This window comes from Paenibacillus nuruki (assembly GCF_001721045.1).
Taxonomy (GTDB): Bacteria; Bacillota; Bacilli; order Paenibacillales; family Paenibacillaceae; genus Saccharibacillus; species Saccharibacillus nuruki.
The window spans coordinates 213,508-233,600 of record NZ_MDER01000030.1 but is presented as its reverse complement, the minus strand read 5'-3'; the positions used below and the strand labels follow the sequence as shown (position 1 = coordinate 233,600).

The window sequence follows — 20,093 nt, the reverse complement described above, 5'->3', positions numbered from 1 at the left end:
TTTTTAATGATCTTTTTCGTTAGCAATTTGGCGGTAGAATATGCTTTTTTTCTACAGTTGCTCTACCATTTAGCTGTGCATTTCACTTCATTGCCTATTAGTGCCCTATCACTCGTTTGCCATAAAAGAATCGATTCCAATCCCCACCACTATGACGCAATGCTAGATAAATATATAGCGACGTAGAGAAGTTACCCAAACAAATACATAATACGATCCAAAGAAGCAATCTCCAACCCGATTCTTTGCGAAAAATCATCCAAGAAATAAACAAAATCATCCCTACATAAAAATCGACCAAAACCAACCGACCCCATAACAAGGACAACAACATTTGCCCTTCTAGCAAAACATCCCCAAACACAGCCCCATACACATTACTGCAAATCATCACAAGAAATAAAACCAAACTCAACACCTTAGCCGTTTTCATTTATCCTCTTCTCCTACCTTCCCTAACGTACATGTTCATTCCCTATACGGATCAATGAACATATTTCACAACCATCTTCTTACAATCTATTTATCTAACTTACTCTATACATACTTTTATTTTTACTTTATACCATCTATAAATATACTCACTTCTATATCCATTCTTTTCATCTACTCTTTTCCTTACTGCCTTCCCCCTTCAAAAAGAGGAATCAAAAGCATCTGTTTTAAATTACCCACCCCCATGCCTCCTAGCACAGAGCGCAAGAAAATAATTTATTCTGAAAGTCGCCTTTGAAGTCAAATCCCGACTGCTTGCCAGTCATTCAAGGGATTAGACTTCACCAGCGACGGCAAGAACAAATTATTTTCTGGAGCGCTGTCCTAAAACCCTAATCCAATTATCCCGATATTTTAACTCCACATGATATTCTGTTAAAATAAAAAGAGTAATCAAGCAAAGAGATCAAAGGAGCTGAATGAATCATGACTGAAAAACAACAATTAGGTAAAAGCGATCTATGGGTAAATCCAATCGGACTGGGTACGAATGCAGTTGGTGGACATAATCTTTATCCTAATTTGGATGAAGAAGTCGGTAAAGAAATGATCCGTACTGCACTCGCAGAAGGTATCAATTTTCTAGACACTGCATTCATTTATGGGCCTAAACGCTCTGAAGAATTGATTGGTGAAGTACTTCAAGAAACAGGTAAGCGCAACGAAGTCATTATTGCGACCAAAGGCGCTCACAAATTCACAGATAGCGGTGACGTTGTGATTGATAACTCACCTGAATTTCTACGTTCAAGTGTAGAAGATAGTCTCAAACGCCTACAAACCGATTATATCGACTTATTTTATATTCATTTTCCAGACGAACATACACCGAAAGATCAAGCTGTAGCTGAACTGAAAAAGCTAAAAGACGAAGGCAAAATTCGAGCTATTGGTGTGTCTAACTTCTCGTTAGAACAGTTGAAAGAAGCGAACACTAACGGCGATGTGGATGTCCTTCAAGGTCACTATAATTTATTCCATCGGGATGCTGAAAAAGATCTGTTACCGTATACGGCTGCAAATGGAATCACGTTTATTCCTTATTTCCCACTCGCTTCCGGTCTACTGGGTGGTAAATATACCAAAGACACCAAGTTTGATGATATTCGTGCCAAAGATCCACTCTTTACAGGGGATGCATTTATAGAAAATCTGGCAAAAGTAGATCAACTTCGTCCGATTGCACAGACCAAAGGTGTAGATGTCGCTCATATTGTACTGGCATGGTATCTGACACGCGATTCGATAGATGCAGTCATTCCGGGTGCGAAGCGTTCAGATCAAGTCAAAGACAATCTCAAAACACTACAAGTCCAATTAACACCGCAAGAAATAGAGCATATCAATTCGATTTTTAGCTAAATAGATGCCGTCATCTAATCATTATAATCGAAGCCAAGTACCTGCATTATGTGTAGGTACTTGGCTTTTTCAGTGTTTTTCTAGCAACGATATATGACTGGCTACTTTACTTCCCTTCACTTGCATGTACAAAAAAAGCCGCTCTATATCGAGCGACTTCTGGTCTGTATTTCATATGATTTAGAACTATATCGTATGTGGATATGCATCTGATTCAGTGTAAGTTAGATACGCATCGTATCTGGACGCCAATTCGTAATCGCATTTTCGATATCTGAACCAGATAGATTCTGACTGGCTGCACGTTCGCATAAGGCAGGGAATTCTTCATCACTTGCATAACGAAGCGCTATAATTTGAGATTTGGATAGACGAGAATCCAATTCTTTTCCAGTTAAACGGAAATAGCGGAATTGCTCTTCAATGCGTACAATTCGATCCTGCGTTTTGGTCGCATAGACTCGAATCCGTGGAATAGCGAAAAATAAACACACCATTAATATCAATAATAACCATGATAACAATACATGCTCATCATAACGAATCGCTTCTACCCAGTAGATTACAGTGAGTACAAACGTTACTAATAAAAGAGGCAAAGCCACAAAATGATACGGCCAATCATAACGAATCGATTTCTTTTTCGGTGGTGTTGCCATGATTACACATCCTTTTCCTACTGCAAATGTATTTCCCATGTATTATTACACCAATCACTGGAAATATTATCATGTTGCGTAAGAAAGATATGTTCATTCGCAATCAAGCTGTACAACACCACCTTGAATTAACCCCAAAAAGTAACCCAACGAAATCTTACATAAAATGATGAATATGATCAGAAATAAAATCTTACGCTGGATATCCTCCACCTGGTGGTGGCCATGCGCCAAACAAGCGACGTAACAATACAATTTCACCCAAATGATACGTATTATGAGAAGCAATATTACGCAACAATCCAGCAGCCGTTTCGCCCGGGAAATAGACTAATGGTTGTTCCAAATTCATTGTACGCGCTAATTCACACGCATAATCAATCCCTTGAAGAAAACGATCCAAAACATCTTGCCATGTCGCTTCATCCACTGCTTGTACTTCAGTCGGCCAGCTTTCACTAACATTCGCAGGCATTTGAGGCTTTTCACCTTTAAGATGAGTTAACATGAAGTCTTGCCAGTAATTCATATGACTAATTAACTGGTAAATGGTATATGGAGAATTCTCCAAAGATCGACCTGATAGTTCTAAATCGATATCTGATAAAGCACGTGCAATCGGCAAATGCCCTCTTTCTCCGATCAAAGATTGCACTAACGCTTTAGAAAAAGCTTCTTGTGAAGAAATAGTCATGAGAGTGCTCCTTTGATTGTTGTATTCAGGTTATTCTGGTTGAATAATACCTACCGAATATAAGAAAATCAGAATAATTAAGATCGGTGCCACATAACGTAGAATAAACATCCATGTGTCGTACCAGAAGCCAGATATTCCTGCTTCTTCTCCTGCACGTTTCCATGCATATCCTGTAAAGATCGTGACAATAAATCCACCCACAGGCATCAAAATATATGAAGTCACAAAGTCGAATAGATCAAAAATACTTTTGCCATCTAGTGAAATAAAGCTAAGCACACCGCCTACAGATAATGCAGCAGGTACACCTAGTATAAAAGAAAACACACAGACGAGAATAGCTGCTTTTTTACGAGACCAATTCCATTGTCCCATCGCATAAGCTACAGGTACTTCGAGAATAGAGAAGCACGAAGTGATTGCCGCAATCGCGAGCAATAAGAAGAATAGACCTCCAAAAAAAGCACCTAAAGGCATTTGTGCAAAAGCAGCAGGTAAAGCCATAAATGCTAGCCCTACACCTTGATCTGGTTTTAATCCATAAGAGAATACGGTTGGGAAAATAATCAATCCTGCTAAAAGTGCATAGAATAAATCGCCTGCGCCGATCGCAAGCGCTGCTTTACCTAAAGATTGCTCTTTGCGTACATAAGAACCATACGTTAACATACAACCCATCCCTAGAGATAAAGAGAAGAACGCATGTCCTAATGCTGTTAAGATCGAAGCTCGGCTTAATTTAGAAAAATCAGGTGCTAAGAAAAATTCTACCCCTGCTCCTGCACCAGGTAACGTCAATGAACGGAACATTAAGATGAGCAAAATCACCAGAAATCCCGGAATCAGAATCTTGTTGTACTTCTCAATTCCGCCCGATATCCCTTTAGCAATAACAATACCTGTAATTAGCATCACAACTGCTTGCCAGAATAACGGTGCATATCCACCTGCAAAATTCGTAAAGGCTGCTGTAAAATCAGTATTCACATCAGATAGACTACCGCTAAAAGATAAAACGGTATAATGTAATGTCCATCCTGCAACAACACCGTAATAACACATAATTAGAAATGACGTAACGACAGGAACAGTACCAATCCATTTCCAATGCTTCTTCCCTGTAATGTTGAAAAGCGAAGCCGCAGCATTACCCCGTCCACTTCGACCAATAGCCATTTCTGCTAATAAAATCGGTAGACCTACTACAATCAGACAGATAATAAACATCAGGAAAAAGGCAGCTCCACCGTATTTACCTGTGATATACGGGAACTTCCACATATTTCCTAACCCTACTGAACTACCAATTGCTGCTAAAATAAACCCGCTTGTTGAAAAGCGTTCGATCTTGCCGCTGCCTGTACTTGATGAACCTGAACCTTCTTTTTGTGCCATAGGTATACTCCTTATGAATAAAGTGAATTATGCCTATGTTACACAAAACGTTATATCTTGTCCATGAAAAGAAAGTAACAATTTGAAAAAAGTCAAAAAGGGCTACTTTTTCATTGATTATTAAAGCAATAAGACAGCAATTGTTGCTGATCTTCGTCGGTGATTTCCTGCTGACTGTACTGGTTGTCTGTATATTGTGACAATACATGATTCCAGAATGATTGAGCATGGCTATTTCGTGAGGATGCATTGGTCTGTAGCTCCCAATCCCCTTTATATTGATCAAAAATGTGACTAGCGGCTTGACGGGCAACGCCTTGTCCACGAAATGGACGTATCACAAAAAACTCATTTAAATAATACTGCGCCTTAGAACCATCCGGTAAATAAGGAGCCGTCGCTATTAACGCAAAGCCAGCTGGTACGCCATTCACACGAATAATCCACGGATAAAGAACGCCTGGATGTCGCCACCAGATCAGAAAAACATCGCTTTGTTGATGAAGAGTCGCATATTCTTCTTCGTCAAAAACACCTTGTGAATTCGGCAATCGTTCCCAAATCTCTGACAGATCATACAGATAATAAGGATACATATTGCAAATGATATGCGCTTCTTCTTCACGGCAAAGAGTGATCTGGATAAGGTCTGTATGATTATCGCTCATTACGTTCCCCTTTCAGAATGCTCTTCTGGATTGAGTCGCCATTCGATGATCAAATAATCACTATATTCCCGCCGTATAGTCGCTCCACAGCGGTCGATATAGGTGTGACGTAATTTAGCATAGGAACGTTCGCTTTTGAATAGATGAGCAGACAGTAACCGATAGCCTTGAGTCGCTAAGGTATCTCGTAATGCCGTAATAACAGGAACTGCTAATTTCAAATCTTGATAATTAAAATAAATCTGAAAATCACTAATATAGACAGCATCAAGCCCTTGTGTGATTTCATGAGGATCATCGTCTGATTCGGTAGGCTTGGATGCTTGCGAATACGTCACTTTCAAATAGCCGATCAATACCATCGACACAGGAGACTCAGGCTGATCGATAGCTGGAGATGTAGAAGGTTCTACTACACGCACATAGATATTGAAGCTATGCGAGTGAGGTTCAAAAGCGATATAAAATTCGCCAATCTCACTGCTGGATAAAGGGATATACCCATCTGGTATAGAGTATGTCTGCTTATTATTCATTATTTTTGTAGAAACTGAATCGTAAACTGAATCGCTTCTAACGCTTCTTGTACAAACGCTTTATTTTCTTTTTCCCATTCATTTGGATCATCCATAAAAGAGTCATCTAACCATTCTTCTAATCCAGCCGCTATTTTACGGCGCTCATTCGGTTGTGCTGGAGCTTTACCACGTAACGCTTGAATTGCACTGCGCATCACTTTGCAGGAAGATTGGATAAATGGATAATCGTCTTTATCCCATGCTTTGGCATTATCCATATCGTAAAAAGAAATCCATTTTTCGATCGTTGAAGCTGCTTGCTTAGGTTCTAATTGAGGCATATTATAATTCTCCATTTCTATAATTGAACTAATACGTACAAATGATGACGTCAACTCCGTTTTTTAGTAGAAGCAGTCGAAGGCTGTGATTCATCGGCAATCCGCTGCAAACGATCTGAAAGATACACATGCGATCCGGGTTTGGCGGTCTGTGCAATTCGATACATCGCTAGAGCGACTGCACTTGCTTCTATTCCCCGATATTTACGAAGAGGGCCCACCATAAGGAAAGATAATGCCTGAGAGATGACAGTGCCAAATTGCTCGCCTGCACGGCTATCTTTACGCTTACCAAGCAATAAAGATGGACGAATCAACGACAACGAGGTATATCCAATCTGTTGTAATCGCTGTTCCAGTTCTCCTTTGATCCGTGTATAAAAGATACTGGACTTCGGATCGGCTCCCATAGAACTGATAACAATAAACTGTTTGGCTCCTTGCTCATACGCAATCTGCGCTACCGCAAATGGATAAATAACATCAATTTCGATCATCTGCTTCTGCGTTCCTGCTTGCTTAATCGTTGTTCCCAGACAACAGAATACATCATCTGCTTTCATATCCGCTCGATAATCTTGCAATTTATTGTAATCCACCACAACCTGTTGCAACTTCATATGTTGCAGTTGTTGCACAGGTTGGCGGACAAGAGCAATCACTTGAGTGTATTCTGTACTTTCTAATAACTGGCGCAGCAACTTTTTGCCTACTAGACCTGTGGCTCCTGCGACTAATGCTGTTTTACCGATCACGATCATCTCCATTTCTGCGCATCGCCTTGATTCCCTATCTTCTTCATTATCAAGATATCATCAGCAAATTGCAAAATAAAATGAGCGATCGATCTACAGCACCTTTTTATAACAAAAAGGAGGCACTGCTCCCATTCGTATGAATAATGTAATCGGCGCCCAGTCCACGATAAATCAATCGGGATTGGTTGCCTTCTGTAATAACATAGAGTTGCTGTGATGACCATGTTCGGCAGATCTGGATATAACGACAACAGAGCGGTAGACTGCGTTCAAATAAATAAATTTTGCCAATCTTCAACTCTGGAATCCGCCATAACTCTTGTCGCTGTGTGTCGATCACCAGCACATGTTCAATCCCCATTTTCTGATATCGAAGTTGATCGGCTTGACTGTTCACGATCACTGCAAATGGAATCTTTTTCACTTTTAACAATTGCATAAATTGCTCCCCTGCTACAGTAGCCGGTGATACCAGTACAAATTCCTGCTCATATTCCATCCTTGTTCGCGCTCCTCCACCCATTGTAGACAACAAAAAAAAGCCGTTAGAAGAGGACCTCTTCATCAGCTTCTAAGACAAGTGCCTGCGGCATCTTATCATGGCGTAGTTGATTATTGTCGTCTCTCTTATTGCAGCTTACGAGGTTAGCTGACGGATTCGGAAGTAAGAGTCTCCCTACAGAGTTATCGGTCTTCACCAACTGCTCTGATTCACCCCTGAATAGCTCACTAGCATAGTGTCTATTCTTATGGTTCCCCCGCTGATTGAAAGGTCTATTGATACCCTTTTCAGCCATTAAGCTGTAATGAACTTGAAAGAAATCATACGCCCGCTCTTTTCGTTTGTAAAGCAGTACTGAAGCTCGCTATATTCGGATATAGAGCAATCCAGTCGATTGTAGGTTTCTAATGTTCTATTTCCTTCATCTAGCGCTGTTTTACTTTCTTTTACAGGATAAATGGATAAACCGACGCATTGATGAGTATACAAGACATTACCGTATGAATGAATAGAATGAATCCGATTACATGGTTGTTTTCACAGATATATGATCTTTTTAATACTCAGGTCTGATTTTACTTCTTTCTCTGAGCGGACTATGATTGCTAACAATATCTGACATCAAGCATATCGTTATAGACAGTTACACGGATCGTTATTGGATTAGGCAAAGAAACATCATATTAAAGGAGTGTAGATTTTTGATGAGTCTGTTATCGGCCATTTCACCTGTTACTCATGCGGTATCCACTAGCAACACATCTGTCCATGTTATTCATTCTATTGAAGTATTTCAGTATGATAATCGCCGTCTAGCCTTACCTGAAATGGATGGCTATCTGCACTGTGGGCTGTTAAAAATCGCAAGTCATGGAGTTACAGGCTGGGCGGAATATTCATTTACAGATCAAGTTCAGCATCTGGATCTGGTGAAATGGAGTCGAGTATTTACATCACTCAAAAAATGCCCTCTAGATCAAGCACTCTCTCATATCGATCAGCAGCAACAGAATTGGGGAAGTGTACGTAGTCAGGTTGCTTTAGAAGCATTGACTGAACTGCGGATTCGACTACAAGATTCACCTGATGTATGGACATCTACAGATGCGCTTATTAATCATGCTTTTTTGTTAGATTACACCATCGCTTATTATTCCTTTTGAACAATTCTGGTTAATGGATCATAACTACGAAATAAAGGAGTGTGCCTTTCTTGAATTCTGAAAAAATTATGGTGTGTGTGTATTATGGGCCCAATGGAGAACGATTGATCAGGCGTGGTATTCATTTATCTCAATTGATTCAGTCTCCACTCTGTGTACTCAGTGTGATTGATCACCCGATCGATGAGATGGATCAGCAAGAAGAGAAATATATAGAGGCATGGCGCAAATTGACCGAAGAAGCAGGAGGTACATTTGTACTTTTAGAAAGTCATGGACAAGAAGCTGCTGATATTATTGCTTCAACTGCTCAAAAGCATGATGTGACGCAATTGATTATTGGACAATCTGCTCAAACACGCTGGCAAGAAATCATGAAAGGTTCTATCGTGAATGATCTATTGGAAAAGTTGGGAGCGATTGATCTACATATTGTAGCCGTACAGCGGATGCAAGCGCAGTTAGAAGAAACGCATGAAGAAGGTGTAGATGTAGAAGTCGTTCAGACCCCACGCGGCTATGAAATCGCCTATGAGACACATGGTCGACCGATCGTGATCGAAGGTATCTTTTTCAAAGACATGCATACTGACTTTGATAATGGATTATTGAAGCTATGTATTAACGGACAATATCAGTATCTGAAAGTATTTAAAGGCAAATTAATAGATGAACTTGTGCTAGAACCACAATCGCTGTGATCTAGTCCAACAGGATAATGCCTACCGAAAATAACCTGTAGCCCTCTAAAAAGAAGGGGTTGCAGGTTATTTGACACTATTGCTATAAGAAAAGCATGTTTATTTTGAGATTAAAGGAGGATCTAACACATCGCGAAAGCGAATATCAATCACTTTTCCTTTGATCGCAAAGCCAACATTACCATAGGTCTGATTCGAAGAAACTTGCGTCTGATCTGTATATAACATCGCTCGTCTTCCCTCTTCATGCAGTACACCGCATATCGCTGCAATAATCGCTTCGGCATAACCTTGATCTCTATGATGAGGTGGCGTATAGACACCATTAATTCGTGCATAACGAGGAGAACGATGCGCAATACTTGCAGTAGCCACAGGTTGCCCATCGACTATCCACAAGTATGTATTTCCACTTCCTACTGCACGAGCCGCTGCATGTGCATAATCTTTGGCTGCAATCTCAACACCGAATTCTTCATCTGCAAATTCGCACATATATTGTGCAATCACATCTATATGCTCAAAAGCAGGCTTGATCATTTCACCAGCAATATGACTAAGCGATCTGACTTTGATACAACTATGTGACTCAATACTAGCATGAAAACGGCTATAGATCTTATTCACATCTTGATACGATGCTGCGAATAATTCAGCAACCGCTGGATCTCCAGTAATTCCGCAGAGAACAGGATGCTGATTGCGATATAAATGATGAACTAATTCCTGTATTAATAGACGTCTGGCTTGTATTGCAGGTATAGGAGAAATCCATAACCATGCATTATGACCGGGTGACTGAGCAAATATCGCCCGATGATCTTCTGTTTTGAGCAGCATAGCCTCAGGTGAATCAATAATATGATGAATCAGATTGTAAGGAACCTCATCTGCCAGAAAAAACTCTTGCTTCAATACCTCATCATCCGGATCAAATACTTGCCACATTTTCAAATCCTCCTGCCAATGTTGCTTCATGACTTAAGCACACTATACCATACAAACCGGATGAGAAAGACTTGAAATCCCCTTTTCAAACCTTAAAAAGATATTATTATTTATTTTAAAATATTCTTTTCAAAGTATAAGCTTTCTCACTGTGCTTCTTATATAGACATGATAATGTTGACGTATTCCCTTCCACTATCTCATATCAATAAAGGAGTTTATTGAATTATGAAAACAGGATTCGTTGTCATTACAGGTGCATCGTCAAGTATAGGAGAAGCCACGGCTCAACTTTTTATTGCTAAAGGACATAATGTGTTGTTACTTTCTCGCCGGGAAGACCGTTTAAAAGCTTTTGCTGGTCGTCAGGTGATGAAAGCGATTATTGATATTACAGATCGTCCGGCACTCGATCAAGCGATTGCTGAAGCTGAAGAACATTTTGGACCTGTCAAAGGAATAGTGAATAATGCAGGTCGGATGTTGCTTGGAGATATTACGACTCAAGATCCTGCTGAATGGCAAGAAATGTACAATACGAATGTGATTGGACTTCTTAACGGTATGCAGGCAGTACTACCGTCTATGATCGAACAAAAGTCTGGTACGATTATCAATATCAGCTCAATAGCAGGTAAAAAAACATTTACAGATCATGTCGCTTATGGTGGGACTAAATTTGCTGTTCATTCAATTAGTGAAAATGTACGTGAAGAAGTAGCTCCGCACAATGTACGTGTTGTAACGATCTCTCCAGGATTGATTGAGACTGAATGGAACGATCAGACCACAGGCGAGAAAGCCAAACTTAACTTAATGCCTCAAACGATTGCAGATACGATCTATTTTGCATTTAGCCAGCCACAAAGTATTAATATTCGTGAGATTGCACTAGCTCCCACTCAACAGCAAAGTTAAATCAGTTCTACTATGTGCTCCTTAAGCCCAAAATTAGACTTATACTATAGATATATATTTTGATATAACATTAGAACCAGACATACCAAAAAGCTCTCCTTATTCTCTGGAGAGCTTTTTGGACGTGATCTATTAATGTGTTATACCGACAATCGTCACATCAGCAACATATGAACCTGCCCATAATAAAAAGGTAAACCCTTCTTCTAAAGGATCATCAGGATCAGTAAGAAACTGGACTTCTGCATACGTATCCCATGAATCAGGTAGCGATTCGGTAATACGTATCTGAATTGTCCATCCTTCTTCTGTAAGATCGACTTTTGTATGCGATAGATCGAGATTAAGTTGTTGATCAGTTAACCATTTCTGCTGTGGCAACGACGTCGGATCTATATTCCATTCGATCAATGCTTGAGTCACCATGTTATTCGGCTCCTTTTGTTCTGTTCTATATTAAATTTATGAATGTACATCGTTACGAAGTGCACGTATCGCCCGATAGTCTGCCCAATTAATGGATTGCCATGATTGTTCTTTTTCAAATAAATAAGCTTTATCCTGACGGAATGTCTGATACGTCTCAGGTAATAATGTAGCTCCTCGCTGTAACAATACAGGAATCGCATCACTGGATAGTCCATTTAGATATTCGAAATCAATCTGCCCTGTCTGCTCATACCGATCTAGATTCTGAACAGCGATGATTCGATCCATGCCTACATAATTGACTACGACATAAGCAGTAAGCGCAAGCACGATATAGCATTTAGCAAGCGGTAGCTTTTTCCAATAAATACGCAGACCAGCCACCAACAACAGTACCCCGAGAAAGATCATAAACGCATGAACAAGAAACCGTATATACGTATATCCATACGCTTGTTCATATACAATAAGACGAGTAAAGGCTGAATATAACATCACTCCAGAGCAAATAACCAAAATGTACAACATACTATTGTTGATATGACGCAAAATGCGATGACTTTCTGCCATATAGAGCAGTACACATACCATAATTATAAAATTGAGCGAAGTGACCATCACCAATTCGACAAATCCACTACGAGCATATTCTGCATACGAACTTCCATCAGGAATCTGCCCTTGTCCTGCGCCAAATAAATACGAGAATTGGATCACTACAAACAGCACATACACGATATTAATCAAGATCAATATCGTTGCCATAATAATAGGATCAATACGTACAGGCTTACGCTGAACCGAAGGATACGCAGACAGCGGTTGAGGCCCGTATACGGTCGGTGTCGATAGAACTGCCCCTGTTGGAGTAGCGGCTGAAGCAGGTAAAGGATATGGTCTGTAATTCGCTACAGGTGGATACAGATGAGGTTGAACAAACCCCCATAAATATCCGAAAAAGATAAACCCACCAATAACAATCCAGAGTAAACGGAAACTTCCTTCACCAAAAGACAAGCTATCGATCCAGTTCGGTAATGTTGATAATAGATCACCAAAAATGCGATCAGCGGATGTTAGCAGACTGATAATAATCAAAAGTAACGGTAATGCGATCACCAGACCGATTAGGATCTTGGTGAACATTTTCTTTTTTTCATTTTCCATTTTGCTTGTAGCGACATTTTTGAGTATTCGAAAAGGGGTGATCCAATGTCTTACCGATTGCGGAATTAGATGATCCAGTGCATCAACAATCAGCATCGGTTGATACCATGTTAATCGACGATGACTAAGCATATACGCTAGATGAAGAAAGATCAGACCGGGTATCATCAATGCGTTCAGCACCATAAAGACCGGATTCGTAAATAATCCATACGTCAAAGACAGCAAAATAATCACCGTCATCGAAAAACGGCTAAACCATGCCCCTTGCCGTAATTTATCGCCTGCATAAGTATACATATACAAGTAAAACAAAATAATAAAGACTGGATACGAAATCCCTAGCTGATGTCCATAAAATAAATACTGATGCACTGTAGCAAGCCCCAAAGCACTAAGTAATGCTATCCAAGTCCGATGCTTCGCCACAATCAATTTCTCATACATGTTAAATCTCCTTTTTTGGAGCAATAGCCTTGCGCTCCACAGTTTGTCATTTGTTAGCTTACTAGCAACCCCGTTATGTTCTATGATGTTCTGTAATGTTTCGTTATGTGTTTTTTGTTGCTCCTATCATCTATCTATTCCTCTAGCCCTTTTTATAAGATGAGATAGCCCTGTTGTTATATTTATTGTAGATGATAAAATACGAAGATAAAGAGAAGAATAATTCTATAAAATTTCCTATTTTATTTCAATATCGTTCTATTTATAAATTAATGACTAAATAAATCGCCCATTCGTACATCCATATATATTCAGAAACACTTAAATCCTAAAAATAAAATGCTAATCCTAAATCTCTAAAAGTACCTATTCCTTCATAATGTGCTTACTATTCTTAATGTAATTATTCTCCCTCGTGCTTTTAAAAGTTCCCCCCTGCCCACCCCAATGTACAATCATTCGGGTGGGCAGGGGGGGAAAGGAATCGTCTGTAAGAAGCGAAGCGCTCGCCTTTGTAAACGGATTTTGACCGCTGGAGCGGTTGTTCAAAAAATCCGGCTACAACAGCGATCGGCAGGACGATTCCTTTCACGGAGCGTACTTTCAGCATGTAACCCAAGGAGTGTTATCCCTATGAAATTACATCATCAGTTTTTGTTGCTACATTCGCAGTATGGTCAACATATCGAAGTACAGATCACATTAGATGAGTTAGCCACAACCTTTGAATGCACACATCGTAATGCTCTAAATTTGATCACACGGATGGCAGAGCAAGGTTGGATCAAGTGGAATTCACAACGTGGACGCGGACGACGATCGACACTTACCTTTTTAATTCAACCCGAAGAAATTGCGATTGAGTCTATGATGCAGACCATTCAGCGCAAAGATATTCAGCAGACCTTAACCGAGATCCGTCAATATGCCCAATCTTCAACATTGGAAAATAAAGTGCAGGATTGGTTGTTTGGATATTTCGGCCCTCATTCAGAAATGCAACGTAATCGTCAGGTGGATACGTTGCGCTTGCCAATTCGTCAACAGATTCATACCGTTGATCCGCTGTATATGAATTTGCTGGCAGAGTCTTTTGTCTCTAGCCATATCTTTGATGGATTGGTACGGCAAGCTTCGCATACACAGCAGATTATTCCGCATCTGGCACATGATTGGGAGGTCAACGAATTACGGACAGAATGGACGTTTTTTCTCCGCAAAGAAGTCATGTTCCATCATGGGCAAATGATGACAGCCGATGATGTGGTCTATACTTTTCAGCGACTAAGACAGACTTCGCAACCGATGTTATATCGCTTTATCGCCAAACAAATAGAATCGGTGCGAGCGCTCAACAACAACACGGTACAGATCATTTTGAAGCAACCGAGCGAATTGTTTTTGCCTTTTTTATGTACCAGTCGGGCAGCTATTGTGCCTAACGGATTGAATCGACGAGGAGAAGAATTATTTGGTGTGAAGCCAAGCGGTACAGGTCCTTTTCGTATGATCGAAATGAGTAAAGATAACTGTGTACTGGAAGTGTTTAAGCCTCATTTTCAAGGGCGAGCGCATCTGGATCAAGTAGAAATTATTCATATTCCTTGGAATGTCGCACCCGATCAACTAGAACAGCCAGATCGCCAATCTCCTTTTCATATGATGCATCAGCATACATCCAGATCGTCCTCAGAACAAGGCGCATGGAGTCAGATGCATTCACCGGTCACGGTACGCAAATTTGTTACGTATAATACGCGCAAAGAAGGACTACTTCGTGATCCGCATATTCGTGCTCATATTAGCCAGTGTCTACAATTAGCACGTGAAACAGAGTCTGGAGCTCTCACTCATCCAATCGCTAACGATAGTTCCTCCTCCTTGTCTGATGATCTTTGGACTCTTCAAAGTAGTGCTAATCCTACCGCCCTTCTACCGGAACTGAATCCAGAAAAGATAGTGCAGATATCCACTACATCATTACGTATTTTGACAATTCCACAATATCGCAAAGATGCACGCTGGATCGCAAATACGTTACAGCAAGCTGGATATCAATGTACTGTCGTGTCTACACCTGTTGAGCAATTTAAAGGCAGTGTGCGGATGGAATCTGATCTAATTGTCTTCTCACTGACACGGGATCAAGATGAACAATTGCGACTATTTGATCTATATCGCACGTTAGCAGGTCATGTAGAACATCATACGGTTATTGATATTGAGACACTGTTAGAACAGATTCAGCGCCAACCGGATCCGTTAATACGTACTCAATATTTTCAGCACATTGAAGATCGGTTACTTTCAGAATATCAATTGCACATTTTATACGAAAAGCCTTTTCAGACGACCTATTTACCTTCTGTTCGTGGTGTTACATTCAATAGTCAGGGTTGGGTTGACCTTCGTCACATCTGGTTTCCACCGAAAATATAATTTAAGAATTATTTTTTTATTTTTTTGAGGAAAAACTGAAACCAGTGCAAAAAAACCGGTTAATAATAATGTATAAAAGCTTGATATCACAGCATTTCTAGTCGTATATAGTCACCAAGTAAGCTGATGATATCCATTTATTTATTTACCAATAAAAAGAATAAAATACAATGTTTAACATTAAATAAGCTGGTTAATATAATATCGTAGCACCATATATCTTAAAAAATTTCAGAGGAGTGAATTAGAAAATGGCAAACAACAAGAGCAACAACGACAACAACAACATGAGTCGTGAAGAAGCAGGTCGCAAAGGTGGAGAAGCCACTTCTAACAATCATGACAAAGAATTTTATCAAGAGATTGGGCAAAAGGGTGGAGAAGCCACTTCGGAATCGCATGGCAAAGAGTTCTATGAAGAAATCGGTAAAAAAGGCGGAGAAGCTACTTCAGATTCTCATGATAAAGAGTTCTATCAAGAGATCGGGCAAAAGGGTGGAGAAGCTCGTAGTGATTCCGACGGTAACGATGGCAAAATGAGCCGTGAAGAAGCAGGCCGCAAAGGCGGAGAAGCGCGTGCGAAACAACGTAACGATGACTGATTTGCGTTACAGATGTAAAGTGAGAAGATTATAGAATAGAAAAATACCTGTTTCCTTTAATAGAAGGAAGCAGGTATTTTTTATACATATTGATATTATTGAGGAATTGTAATTTCATCTACATAATTGGTCGCCATCATGCGCTCTACTTCAGCTGGAGTGGTGGTCTGACCCAGTACCCACATCATTTTGGTGGTCAGTGCTTCTGTGGTCATATCGTAGCAAGGAATTACGCCTTTTTCGAGTACTTTCTGTCCGACTTCATAGATCGTCAGGTCGCCACCTTCATACAGACATTGAGTGGTAACCACGATACTTATTCCGCTTTTGACCAATTCTTCGATCTTGTCGATCAGATTGATTTCTTTGAAAGGCACACCGCCCATACCGAACCCTTCGACAATAATACCTTTATAACCTAACGCTTTGACCGCATCGAAAATATCTGGTTGCATCCCCGGAATTAATTTGATCAAAAATACATTCGGTGAATAATGATCATTGTATACATGCCCGGTTGGACGAATACTCTCAGGAATCTCATTATATACAATCGTATCTTCTTCCAGATACCCGATATAGGGATGGTTAATACTTTCAAATGCATTGTAACTTTTGGTTCTGACTTTGGAAGCACGAGCGCCGTTAATAATTTTGCCATTGAACACGACAAACACGCCAGATAATGCGGTAGCTGCTGTACGGAACGCATCTTTGATATTGATCCGTGAATCACTATGCTCTGCCAGTACAGACACCTGCGACCCTGTAATGACTACAGGCTTATCGAGTGCCCCTAACATAAAACTAAGTGCACTTGCTGTATATGCCATCGTATCGGTACCATGCGCAATGACAATCCCATCATAATGAGGCAAATGTTCATGTACCGTCTGCGCGATAGTCACCCATTCTTCAGGTTGAATATTGGTACTATCGACGCTCATGAGTGTCATCGCTTCAATTGTACAAATATCTTTCAGTTCAGGTACAGCGGCAACGATATGTTCTGCGGATTGAGTGGGTGTAAGTCCCCCACCTTGTTCGCCTGAAGAAGAGATAGTACCGCCTGTATTAATAAACAAAATATTTTTCATTATTGTAAGTCCCTTCGCTGTTCTTGTACCGCTCCATTAGCCTTGCTTTCTGTTTTCAGTATATCACTCAAATTGCCTTTTTTCCTCTTCTATTCTGGATATAATACGCTACATAACACAGAACCATAAAGGCAATTCCGCAATAAAAAGCAAGACTTTGATTCGGGTCAAATGCAATCCCAATACACGAAGCTAGACACAGCACAAAAGCAGCAATCGGAACAATCGGATACAGCGGTGTCCGATATTTCAGTTCACTCAACTGATGCCCTTCACGTACAAATTGCCGACGGAACATGAATTGAGAAGCAGCAATCCCCATCCAGACAACCACGACAGCAAATCCGGATACCGAAACTAAGAAAATATAGATCGTATCTGGTGCGACAACACTCGATAACAGCGATAATCCACCGCCCACCATACTAATAATCATCGCATTCAGTGGAATCCCAGATGAAGTGAGACGTGAGAATAACGAAGGTAACATTTTTTCTTTGGATAATGACCATAACATCCGTGAAGAAGCATATAATCCTGAATTAGCCGCAGACAGTAGCGCTGTAATAATCACAAAATTCATAATATCTGCCGCATAAGGAATCCCTATTCGATCAAATACAATAACAAATGGGCTCTCAATCACTCCTGCATCTCTCCACGGGATCAATGCTGATAATACAAAAATCGTTCCTACAAAAAAGATAATCAATCTTCCTACTGTAGCTTTAATCGCACGCGGAATCGTTTTGTCAGGGTCTACACTTTCCCCTGCGGCTATCCCGATCAGTTCAGTACCAGAAAAAGCAAAGTTAACGGATAACATCGCCATAAAGATCGGCAAAATGCCATTCGGGAAAAGCCCTCCATCACTGGTGAAATTGCTGAATAGCGGTGCACTTGCGCCTGCTTCTCGCATCGGAATCACTCCAAAAACAGCGGCTCCGCCCAGTATAATAAACAGTAAAATAATCGCTACTTTGATACCTGAAAACCAGAATTCCGCTTCTGCAAAAAAGCGTACCGAAAAGGCATTTAATAAAAACACAAGCAGTGCAAATACACCACTCCACATCCATACCGAGGTATCCGGGAACCAGCGTTGCATCAATAACCCTGCTGCTGTAAATTCAGACCCCAGTGCGACTGTCCATGTTAACCAGTACATCCATGCGACCATATAACCTGTACCCGGTCCGATAAACTTGGCGGCATACGCATGAAAAGCTCCTGTGACAGGCATATGTACCGATAGTTCTCCCAGACAAAGCATCACTAGATATACGATGACAGCGCCGACTAGATAAGCAAGAATCGTTCCTAGCGGTCCTGCCTGGTTAATCGTATAACCCGAACTTAGAAATAACCCTGTTCCGATTACTCCACCTAATGACAGCATCACAAGGTGGCGACTTTTCATTTTGCGCTGAAATGTACCTTCTTCTGTACCTGTTTCTTCCACTCGCTCTTGCTCTAATGCCATCGTACCCCGACCTTTCATCACCTTATCTATATAGAGATCAATTGAGAAATGGTATAGCGACCAAATATCAAACCTTTGACAGATAAGTATAAATTAATACAACATACTTTCTTTAATTTGAGCAATATCATTCGGCGTAGTACGACAACAACCACCGATTAGACGTGCGCCTTTGGCATACCATTGTTGTGCTTGTTGTCCATAATTCTGCTCACAAGAAGCACCATGCCATGTTTTGGTTACAGGATCATACTGCTCACCTGAATTCGGATAGACCACAATCGGCTTATCTGTGCTTGTCGCAATCTGCTGAATCAATGAAGGAATATATTCTAATGCTGTACAATTGACTCCTATCGCTGCTACTTGCTCATGAGCATGTAACCATTTCGCACAGTCAGCTATAGGTTCGCCACTACTAATATGCTGTCCGTCTTTAGCACTGAAGCTTATCCATGCATACGAACCCGGGAACTCTTCCAATACTTTGACAATCGCACGGGCTTCGACCAGACACGGAATCGTTTCGCAAGCTAGAATGTCTGCACCGGCTTCGATCAATAACTGAATACGTGGACGGTGAAAATCAATTAATTGCTGTTCATTCAGATCATAATCTCCTCGATATTCAGAACCATCGGCTAGAAAAGCACCATAAGGCCCTACCGAAGCGGCAACTATTGGCTTAGGACGATCATATTCATCAGTCGGTTGTAACGTATCTGTTGAACCTTCGATCGGTTGCTCGGTACGATATTTCTGTACATAATGTGCCCAGAATTGATCACGTGCTTCTACTGCAAGCTGAACCGATTGTTGAATAAGATGAATAGCTTCTTGTTCTGTTAATCCTTTTTGGACAAAACCTTCAATCGTAGCTTGATAGCTAGCTGTGATCGCACAGTCAGCACCTACCTCAAAATATTCACGATGTACATCAGCAATCCATTCCGGATTTTCCAGTAATAATTGAGCCGACCACAGACTATTATTGAGGTCAGCACCTCTGCGTTCTAATTCGGTTGCCATCGCTCCATCCAGCACCATAAACGGAAAGTGTTGCAAAATATATTGTATAGGGTTCATGTTTTACTCCTTTTATGCGGTAATGTGAATGAGTCTGAACGTATTTTAGATGATTATATCCTCTTTGTAAACCTTCATCTTTATTCGCAAAATACACCTTGCATCAGGCTCGTTTTCTATTTGAAAGACATATCATATACCAATTCAAAAAGATCTGCTGTAAAAAAATGTTGTAAGCCTTTTCATAAATGATGTAAAATAATGTTAGCTACATGTTT

Annotated in this window: 21 protein-coding genes and 1 riboswitch; of the genes, 6 read left to right on the top strand and 15 right to left on the bottom strand. The window is 40.4% G+C overall.

Annotation, left to right across the window (positions count from 1 at the left end):
* Window positions 1-97: 97 nt before the first annotated feature.
* On the bottom strand, window positions 98-433 hold the full coding sequence (locus PTI45_RS05690) for a DUF1475 family protein (protein ID WP_069326569.1): 336 nt from the start codon (window positions 431-433) through the stop codon (window positions 98-100).
* A 488-nt stretch (window positions 434-921) separates the two neighbouring features.
* Here PTI45_RS05690 and PTI45_RS05685 point away from each other — a divergent pair, with 488 nt between their 5' ends.
* A complete protein-coding gene (locus tag PTI45_RS05685) occupies window positions 922-1,857 on the top strand; it encodes an aldo/keto reductase (RefSeq protein WP_069326568.1) in 936 nt (311 codons plus the stop codon).
* A gap of 224 nt (window positions 1,858-2,081) precedes the next feature.
* On the opposite strand, the gene PTI45_RS05680 is transcribed toward PTI45_RS05685, so the two are convergent.
* The 8 genes from PTI45_RS05680 to PTI45_RS05645 form a co-directional block, all read right to left on the bottom strand.
* The gene (locus PTI45_RS05680; RefSeq protein ID WP_069326614.1) at window positions 2,082-2,516 is read right to left on the bottom strand and encodes a DUF6526 family protein; all 435 of its coding nucleotides are present in this window, start codon (window positions 2,514-2,516) and stop codon (window positions 2,082-2,084) included.
* 193 nt (window positions 2,517-2,709) lie between these two features.
* Window positions 2,710-3,210: a DinB family protein gene (locus PTI45_RS05675; RefSeq protein ID WP_069326567.1), complete on the bottom strand. Its 501-nt coding sequence runs from the start codon at window positions 3,208-3,210 to the stop codon at window positions 2,710-2,712.
* A 30-nt stretch (window positions 3,211-3,240) separates the two neighbouring features.
* Window positions 3,241-4,608 (bottom strand): sodium-dependent transporter, encoded by a 1,368-nt coding sequence (locus PTI45_RS05670; RefSeq protein WP_069326566.1) that lies wholly within the window; start codon window positions 4,606-4,608, stop codon window positions 3,241-3,243.
* Window positions 4,609-4,718: 110 nt separating this feature from the next.
* Entirely contained in the window at window positions 4,719-5,276 is a 558-nt protein-coding gene (locus PTI45_RS05665) for a GNAT family N-acetyltransferase (protein ID WP_069326565.1), read from the bottom strand.
* Entirely contained in the window at window positions 5,276-5,812 is a 537-nt protein-coding gene (locus PTI45_RS05660) for a hypothetical protein (RefSeq protein WP_069326564.1), read from the bottom strand. The genes PTI45_RS05665 and PTI45_RS05660 overlap by 1 nt, the downstream gene beginning before the upstream one ends.
* Complete coding sequence (locus PTI45_RS05655) at window positions 5,812-6,135, bottom strand: hypothetical protein (RefSeq protein WP_069326563.1); 324 nt, start codon at window positions 6,133-6,135, stop codon at window positions 5,812-5,814. Before PTI45_RS05655 ends, PTI45_RS05660 begins: the two co-directional genes overlap by 1 nt.
* A 50-nt stretch (window positions 6,136-6,185) precedes the next feature.
* Complete coding sequence (locus PTI45_RS05650) at window positions 6,186-6,902, bottom strand: oxidoreductase (protein WP_245703430.1); 717 nt, start codon at window positions 6,900-6,902, stop codon at window positions 6,186-6,188.
* A gap of 94 nt (window positions 6,903-6,996) precedes the next feature.
* The gene (locus PTI45_RS05645) at window positions 6,997-7,392 is read right to left on the bottom strand and encodes a hypothetical protein (protein WP_069326562.1); all 396 of its coding nucleotides are present in this window, start codon (window positions 7,390-7,392) and stop codon (window positions 6,997-6,999) included.
* 120 nt (window positions 7,393-7,512) lie between these two features.
* Window positions 7,513-7,706: riboswitch (cyclic di-AMP (ydaO/yuaA leader) on the bottom strand.
* Window positions 7,707-8,099: 393 nt separating this feature from the next.
* Here PTI45_RS05645 and PTI45_RS05635 point away from each other — a divergent pair.
* Together PTI45_RS05635 and PTI45_RS05630 are read left to right on the top strand one after the other, a co-directional pair.
* Window positions 8,100-8,558, top strand: a complete 459-nt coding sequence (locus PTI45_RS05635; RefSeq protein WP_069326560.1) for a hypothetical protein — start codon at window positions 8,100-8,102, stop codon at window positions 8,556-8,558.
* Window positions 8,559-8,599: 41 nt separating this feature from the next.
* Window positions 8,600-9,259 (top strand): universal stress protein, encoded by a 660-nt coding sequence (locus PTI45_RS05630; RefSeq protein ID WP_425415568.1) that lies wholly within the window; start codon window positions 8,600-8,602, stop codon window positions 9,257-9,259.
* A gap of 99 nt (window positions 9,260-9,358) precedes the next feature.
* On the opposite strand, the gene PTI45_RS05625 is transcribed toward PTI45_RS05630, so the two are convergent.
* Window positions 9,359-10,207: a GNAT family N-acetyltransferase gene (locus PTI45_RS05625; RefSeq protein ID WP_069326559.1), complete on the bottom strand. Its 849-nt coding sequence runs from the start codon at window positions 10,205-10,207 to the stop codon at window positions 9,359-9,361.
* A gap of 228 nt (window positions 10,208-10,435) precedes the next feature.
* Between PTI45_RS05625 and PTI45_RS05620 the strand changes: the two genes are divergently transcribed.
* Window positions 10,436-11,125: an SDR family oxidoreductase gene (locus PTI45_RS05620; protein WP_069326558.1), complete on the top strand. Its 690-nt coding sequence runs from the start codon at window positions 10,436-10,438 to the stop codon at window positions 11,123-11,125.
* Window positions 11,126-11,257: 132 nt separating this feature from the next.
* Here PTI45_RS05620 and PTI45_RS05615 read toward each other — a convergent pair whose 3' ends face one another.
* A complete protein-coding gene (locus PTI45_RS05615) occupies window positions 11,258-11,551 on the bottom strand; it encodes a hypothetical protein (RefSeq protein WP_069326557.1) in 294 nt (97 codons plus the stop codon).
* Between the two features lie 36 nt (window positions 11,552-11,587).
* The gene (locus tag PTI45_RS05610; RefSeq protein ID WP_069326556.1) at window positions 11,588-13,168 is read right to left on the bottom strand and encodes a DUF4153 domain-containing protein; all 1,581 of its coding nucleotides are present in this window, start codon (window positions 13,166-13,168) and stop codon (window positions 11,588-11,590) included.
* Between the two features lie 633 nt (window positions 13,169-13,801).
* On the opposite strand from PTI45_RS05610, the gene PTI45_RS05605 reads away from it, so the two are divergent.
* Both PTI45_RS05605 and PTI45_RS05600 read left to right on the top strand, forming a co-directional pair.
* The gene (locus tag PTI45_RS05605; RefSeq protein WP_069326555.1) at window positions 13,802-15,607 is read left to right on the top strand and encodes an ABC transporter substrate-binding protein; all 1,806 of its coding nucleotides are present in this window, start codon (window positions 13,802-13,804) and stop codon (window positions 15,605-15,607) included.
* A 251-nt stretch (window positions 15,608-15,858) separates the two neighbouring features.
* A complete protein-coding gene (locus PTI45_RS05600; RefSeq protein ID WP_069326554.1) occupies window positions 15,859-16,209 on the top strand; it encodes a KGG domain-containing protein in 351 nt (116 codons plus the stop codon).
* Window positions 16,210-16,304: 95 nt separating this feature from the next.
* Here the strand turns inward: PTI45_RS05600 and PTI45_RS05595 are convergent, their stop codons facing one another.
* The 3 genes from PTI45_RS05595 to mmuM all read right to left on the bottom strand — a co-directional run bounded on the left by PTI45_RS05595 (window position 16,305) and on the right by mmuM (window position 19,875).
* Window positions 16,305-17,306 carry an asparaginase gene (locus PTI45_RS05595; RefSeq protein ID WP_069326553.1) on the bottom strand — a complete coding sequence of 334 codons (1,002 nt, stop codon included), beginning with the start codon at window positions 17,304-17,306 and terminating at the stop codon, window positions 16,305-16,307.
* A 67-nt stretch (window positions 17,307-17,373) separates the two neighbouring features.
* The gene (locus PTI45_RS05590; RefSeq protein WP_069326552.1) at window positions 17,374-18,789 is read right to left on the bottom strand and encodes an amino acid permease; all 1,416 of its coding nucleotides are present in this window, start codon (window positions 18,787-18,789) and stop codon (window positions 17,374-17,376) included.
* 93 nt (window positions 18,790-18,882) lie between these two features.
* The gene (gene mmuM, locus PTI45_RS05585) at window positions 18,883-19,875 is read right to left on the bottom strand and encodes a homocysteine S-methyltransferase (RefSeq protein ID WP_069326551.1); all 993 of its coding nucleotides are present in this window, start codon (window positions 19,873-19,875) and stop codon (window positions 18,883-18,885) included.
* Window positions 19,876-20,093: the final 218 nt, after the last annotated feature.

What these genes read in the sequence shown, in the direction of transcription:
- PTI45_RS05670 (WP_069326566.1), bottom strand. Translation starts at nt 4,608, where the DNA reads ATGGCACAAAAAGAAGGTTCAGGTTCATCAAGTACAGGCAGCGGCAAG.
- PTI45_RS05590 (WP_069326552.1), bottom strand. Translation starts at nt 18,789, where the DNA reads ATGGCATTAGAGCAAGAGCGAGTGGAAGAAACAGGTACAGAAGAAGGT.
- PTI45_RS05685 (WP_069326568.1), top strand. Translation starts at nt 922, where the DNA reads ATGACTGAAAAACAACAATTAGGTAAAAGCGATCTATGGGTAAATCCA.
- PTI45_RS05645 (WP_069326562.1), bottom strand. Translation starts at nt 7,392, where the DNA reads ATGGAATATGAGCAGGAATTTGTACTGGTATCACCGGCTACTGTAGCA.
- PTI45_RS05600 (WP_069326554.1), top strand. Translation starts at nt 15,859, where the DNA reads ATGGCAAACAACAAGAGCAACAACGACAACAACAACATGAGTCGTGAA.
- PTI45_RS05660 (WP_069326564.1), bottom strand. Translation starts at nt 5,812, where the DNA reads ATGAATAATAAGCAGACATACTCTATACCAGATGGGTATATCCCTTTA.
- PTI45_RS05605 (WP_069326555.1), top strand. Translation starts at nt 13,802, where the DNA reads ATGAAATTACATCATCAGTTTTTGTTGCTACATTCGCAGTATGGTCAA.
- PTI45_RS05635 (WP_069326560.1), top strand. Translation starts at nt 8,100, where the DNA reads ATGAGTCTGTTATCGGCCATTTCACCTGTTACTCATGCGGTATCCACT.
- PTI45_RS05675 (WP_069326567.1), bottom strand. Translation starts at nt 3,210, where the DNA reads ATGACTATTTCTTCACAAGAAGCTTTTTCTAAAGCGTTAGTGCAATCT.
- PTI45_RS05665 (WP_069326565.1), bottom strand. Translation starts at nt 5,276, where the DNA reads ATGAGCGATAATCATACAGACCTTATCCAGATCACTCTTTGCCGTGAA.
- PTI45_RS05680 (WP_069326614.1), bottom strand. Translation starts at nt 2,516, where the DNA reads ATGGCAACACCACCGAAAAAGAAATCGATTCGTTATGATTGGCCGTAT.
- PTI45_RS05610 (WP_069326556.1), bottom strand. Translation starts at nt 13,168, where the DNA reads ATGTATGAGAAATTGATTGTGGCGAAGCATCGGACTTGGATAGCATTA.
- PTI45_RS05690 (WP_069326569.1), bottom strand. Translation starts at nt 433, where the DNA reads ATGAAAACGGCTAAGGTGTTGAGTTTGGTTTTATTTCTTGTGATGATT.
- PTI45_RS05620 (WP_069326558.1), top strand. Translation starts at nt 10,436, where the DNA reads ATGAAAACAGGATTCGTTGTCATTACAGGTGCATCGTCAAGTATAGGA.
- PTI45_RS05615 (WP_069326557.1), bottom strand. Translation starts at nt 11,551, where the DNA reads ATGGTGACTCAAGCATTGATCGAATGGAATATAGATCCGACGTCGTTG.
- PTI45_RS05625 (WP_069326559.1), bottom strand. Translation starts at nt 10,207, where the DNA reads ATGTGGCAAGTATTTGATCCGGATGATGAGGTATTGAAGCAAGAGTTT.
- PTI45_RS05655 (WP_069326563.1), bottom strand. Translation starts at nt 6,135, where the DNA reads ATGCCTCAATTAGAACCTAAGCAAGCAGCTTCAACGATCGAAAAATGG.
- PTI45_RS05595 (WP_069326553.1), bottom strand. Translation starts at nt 17,306, where the DNA reads ATGAAAAATATTTTGTTTATTAATACAGGCGGTACTATCTCTTCTTCA.
- PTI45_RS05650 (WP_245703430.1), bottom strand. Translation starts at nt 6,902, where the DNA reads ATGGAGATGATCGTGATCGGTAAAACAGCATTAGTCGCAGGAGCCACA.
- mmuM (WP_069326551.1), bottom strand. Translation starts at nt 19,875, where the DNA reads ATGAACCCTATACAATATATTTTGCAACACTTTCCGTTTATGGTGCTG.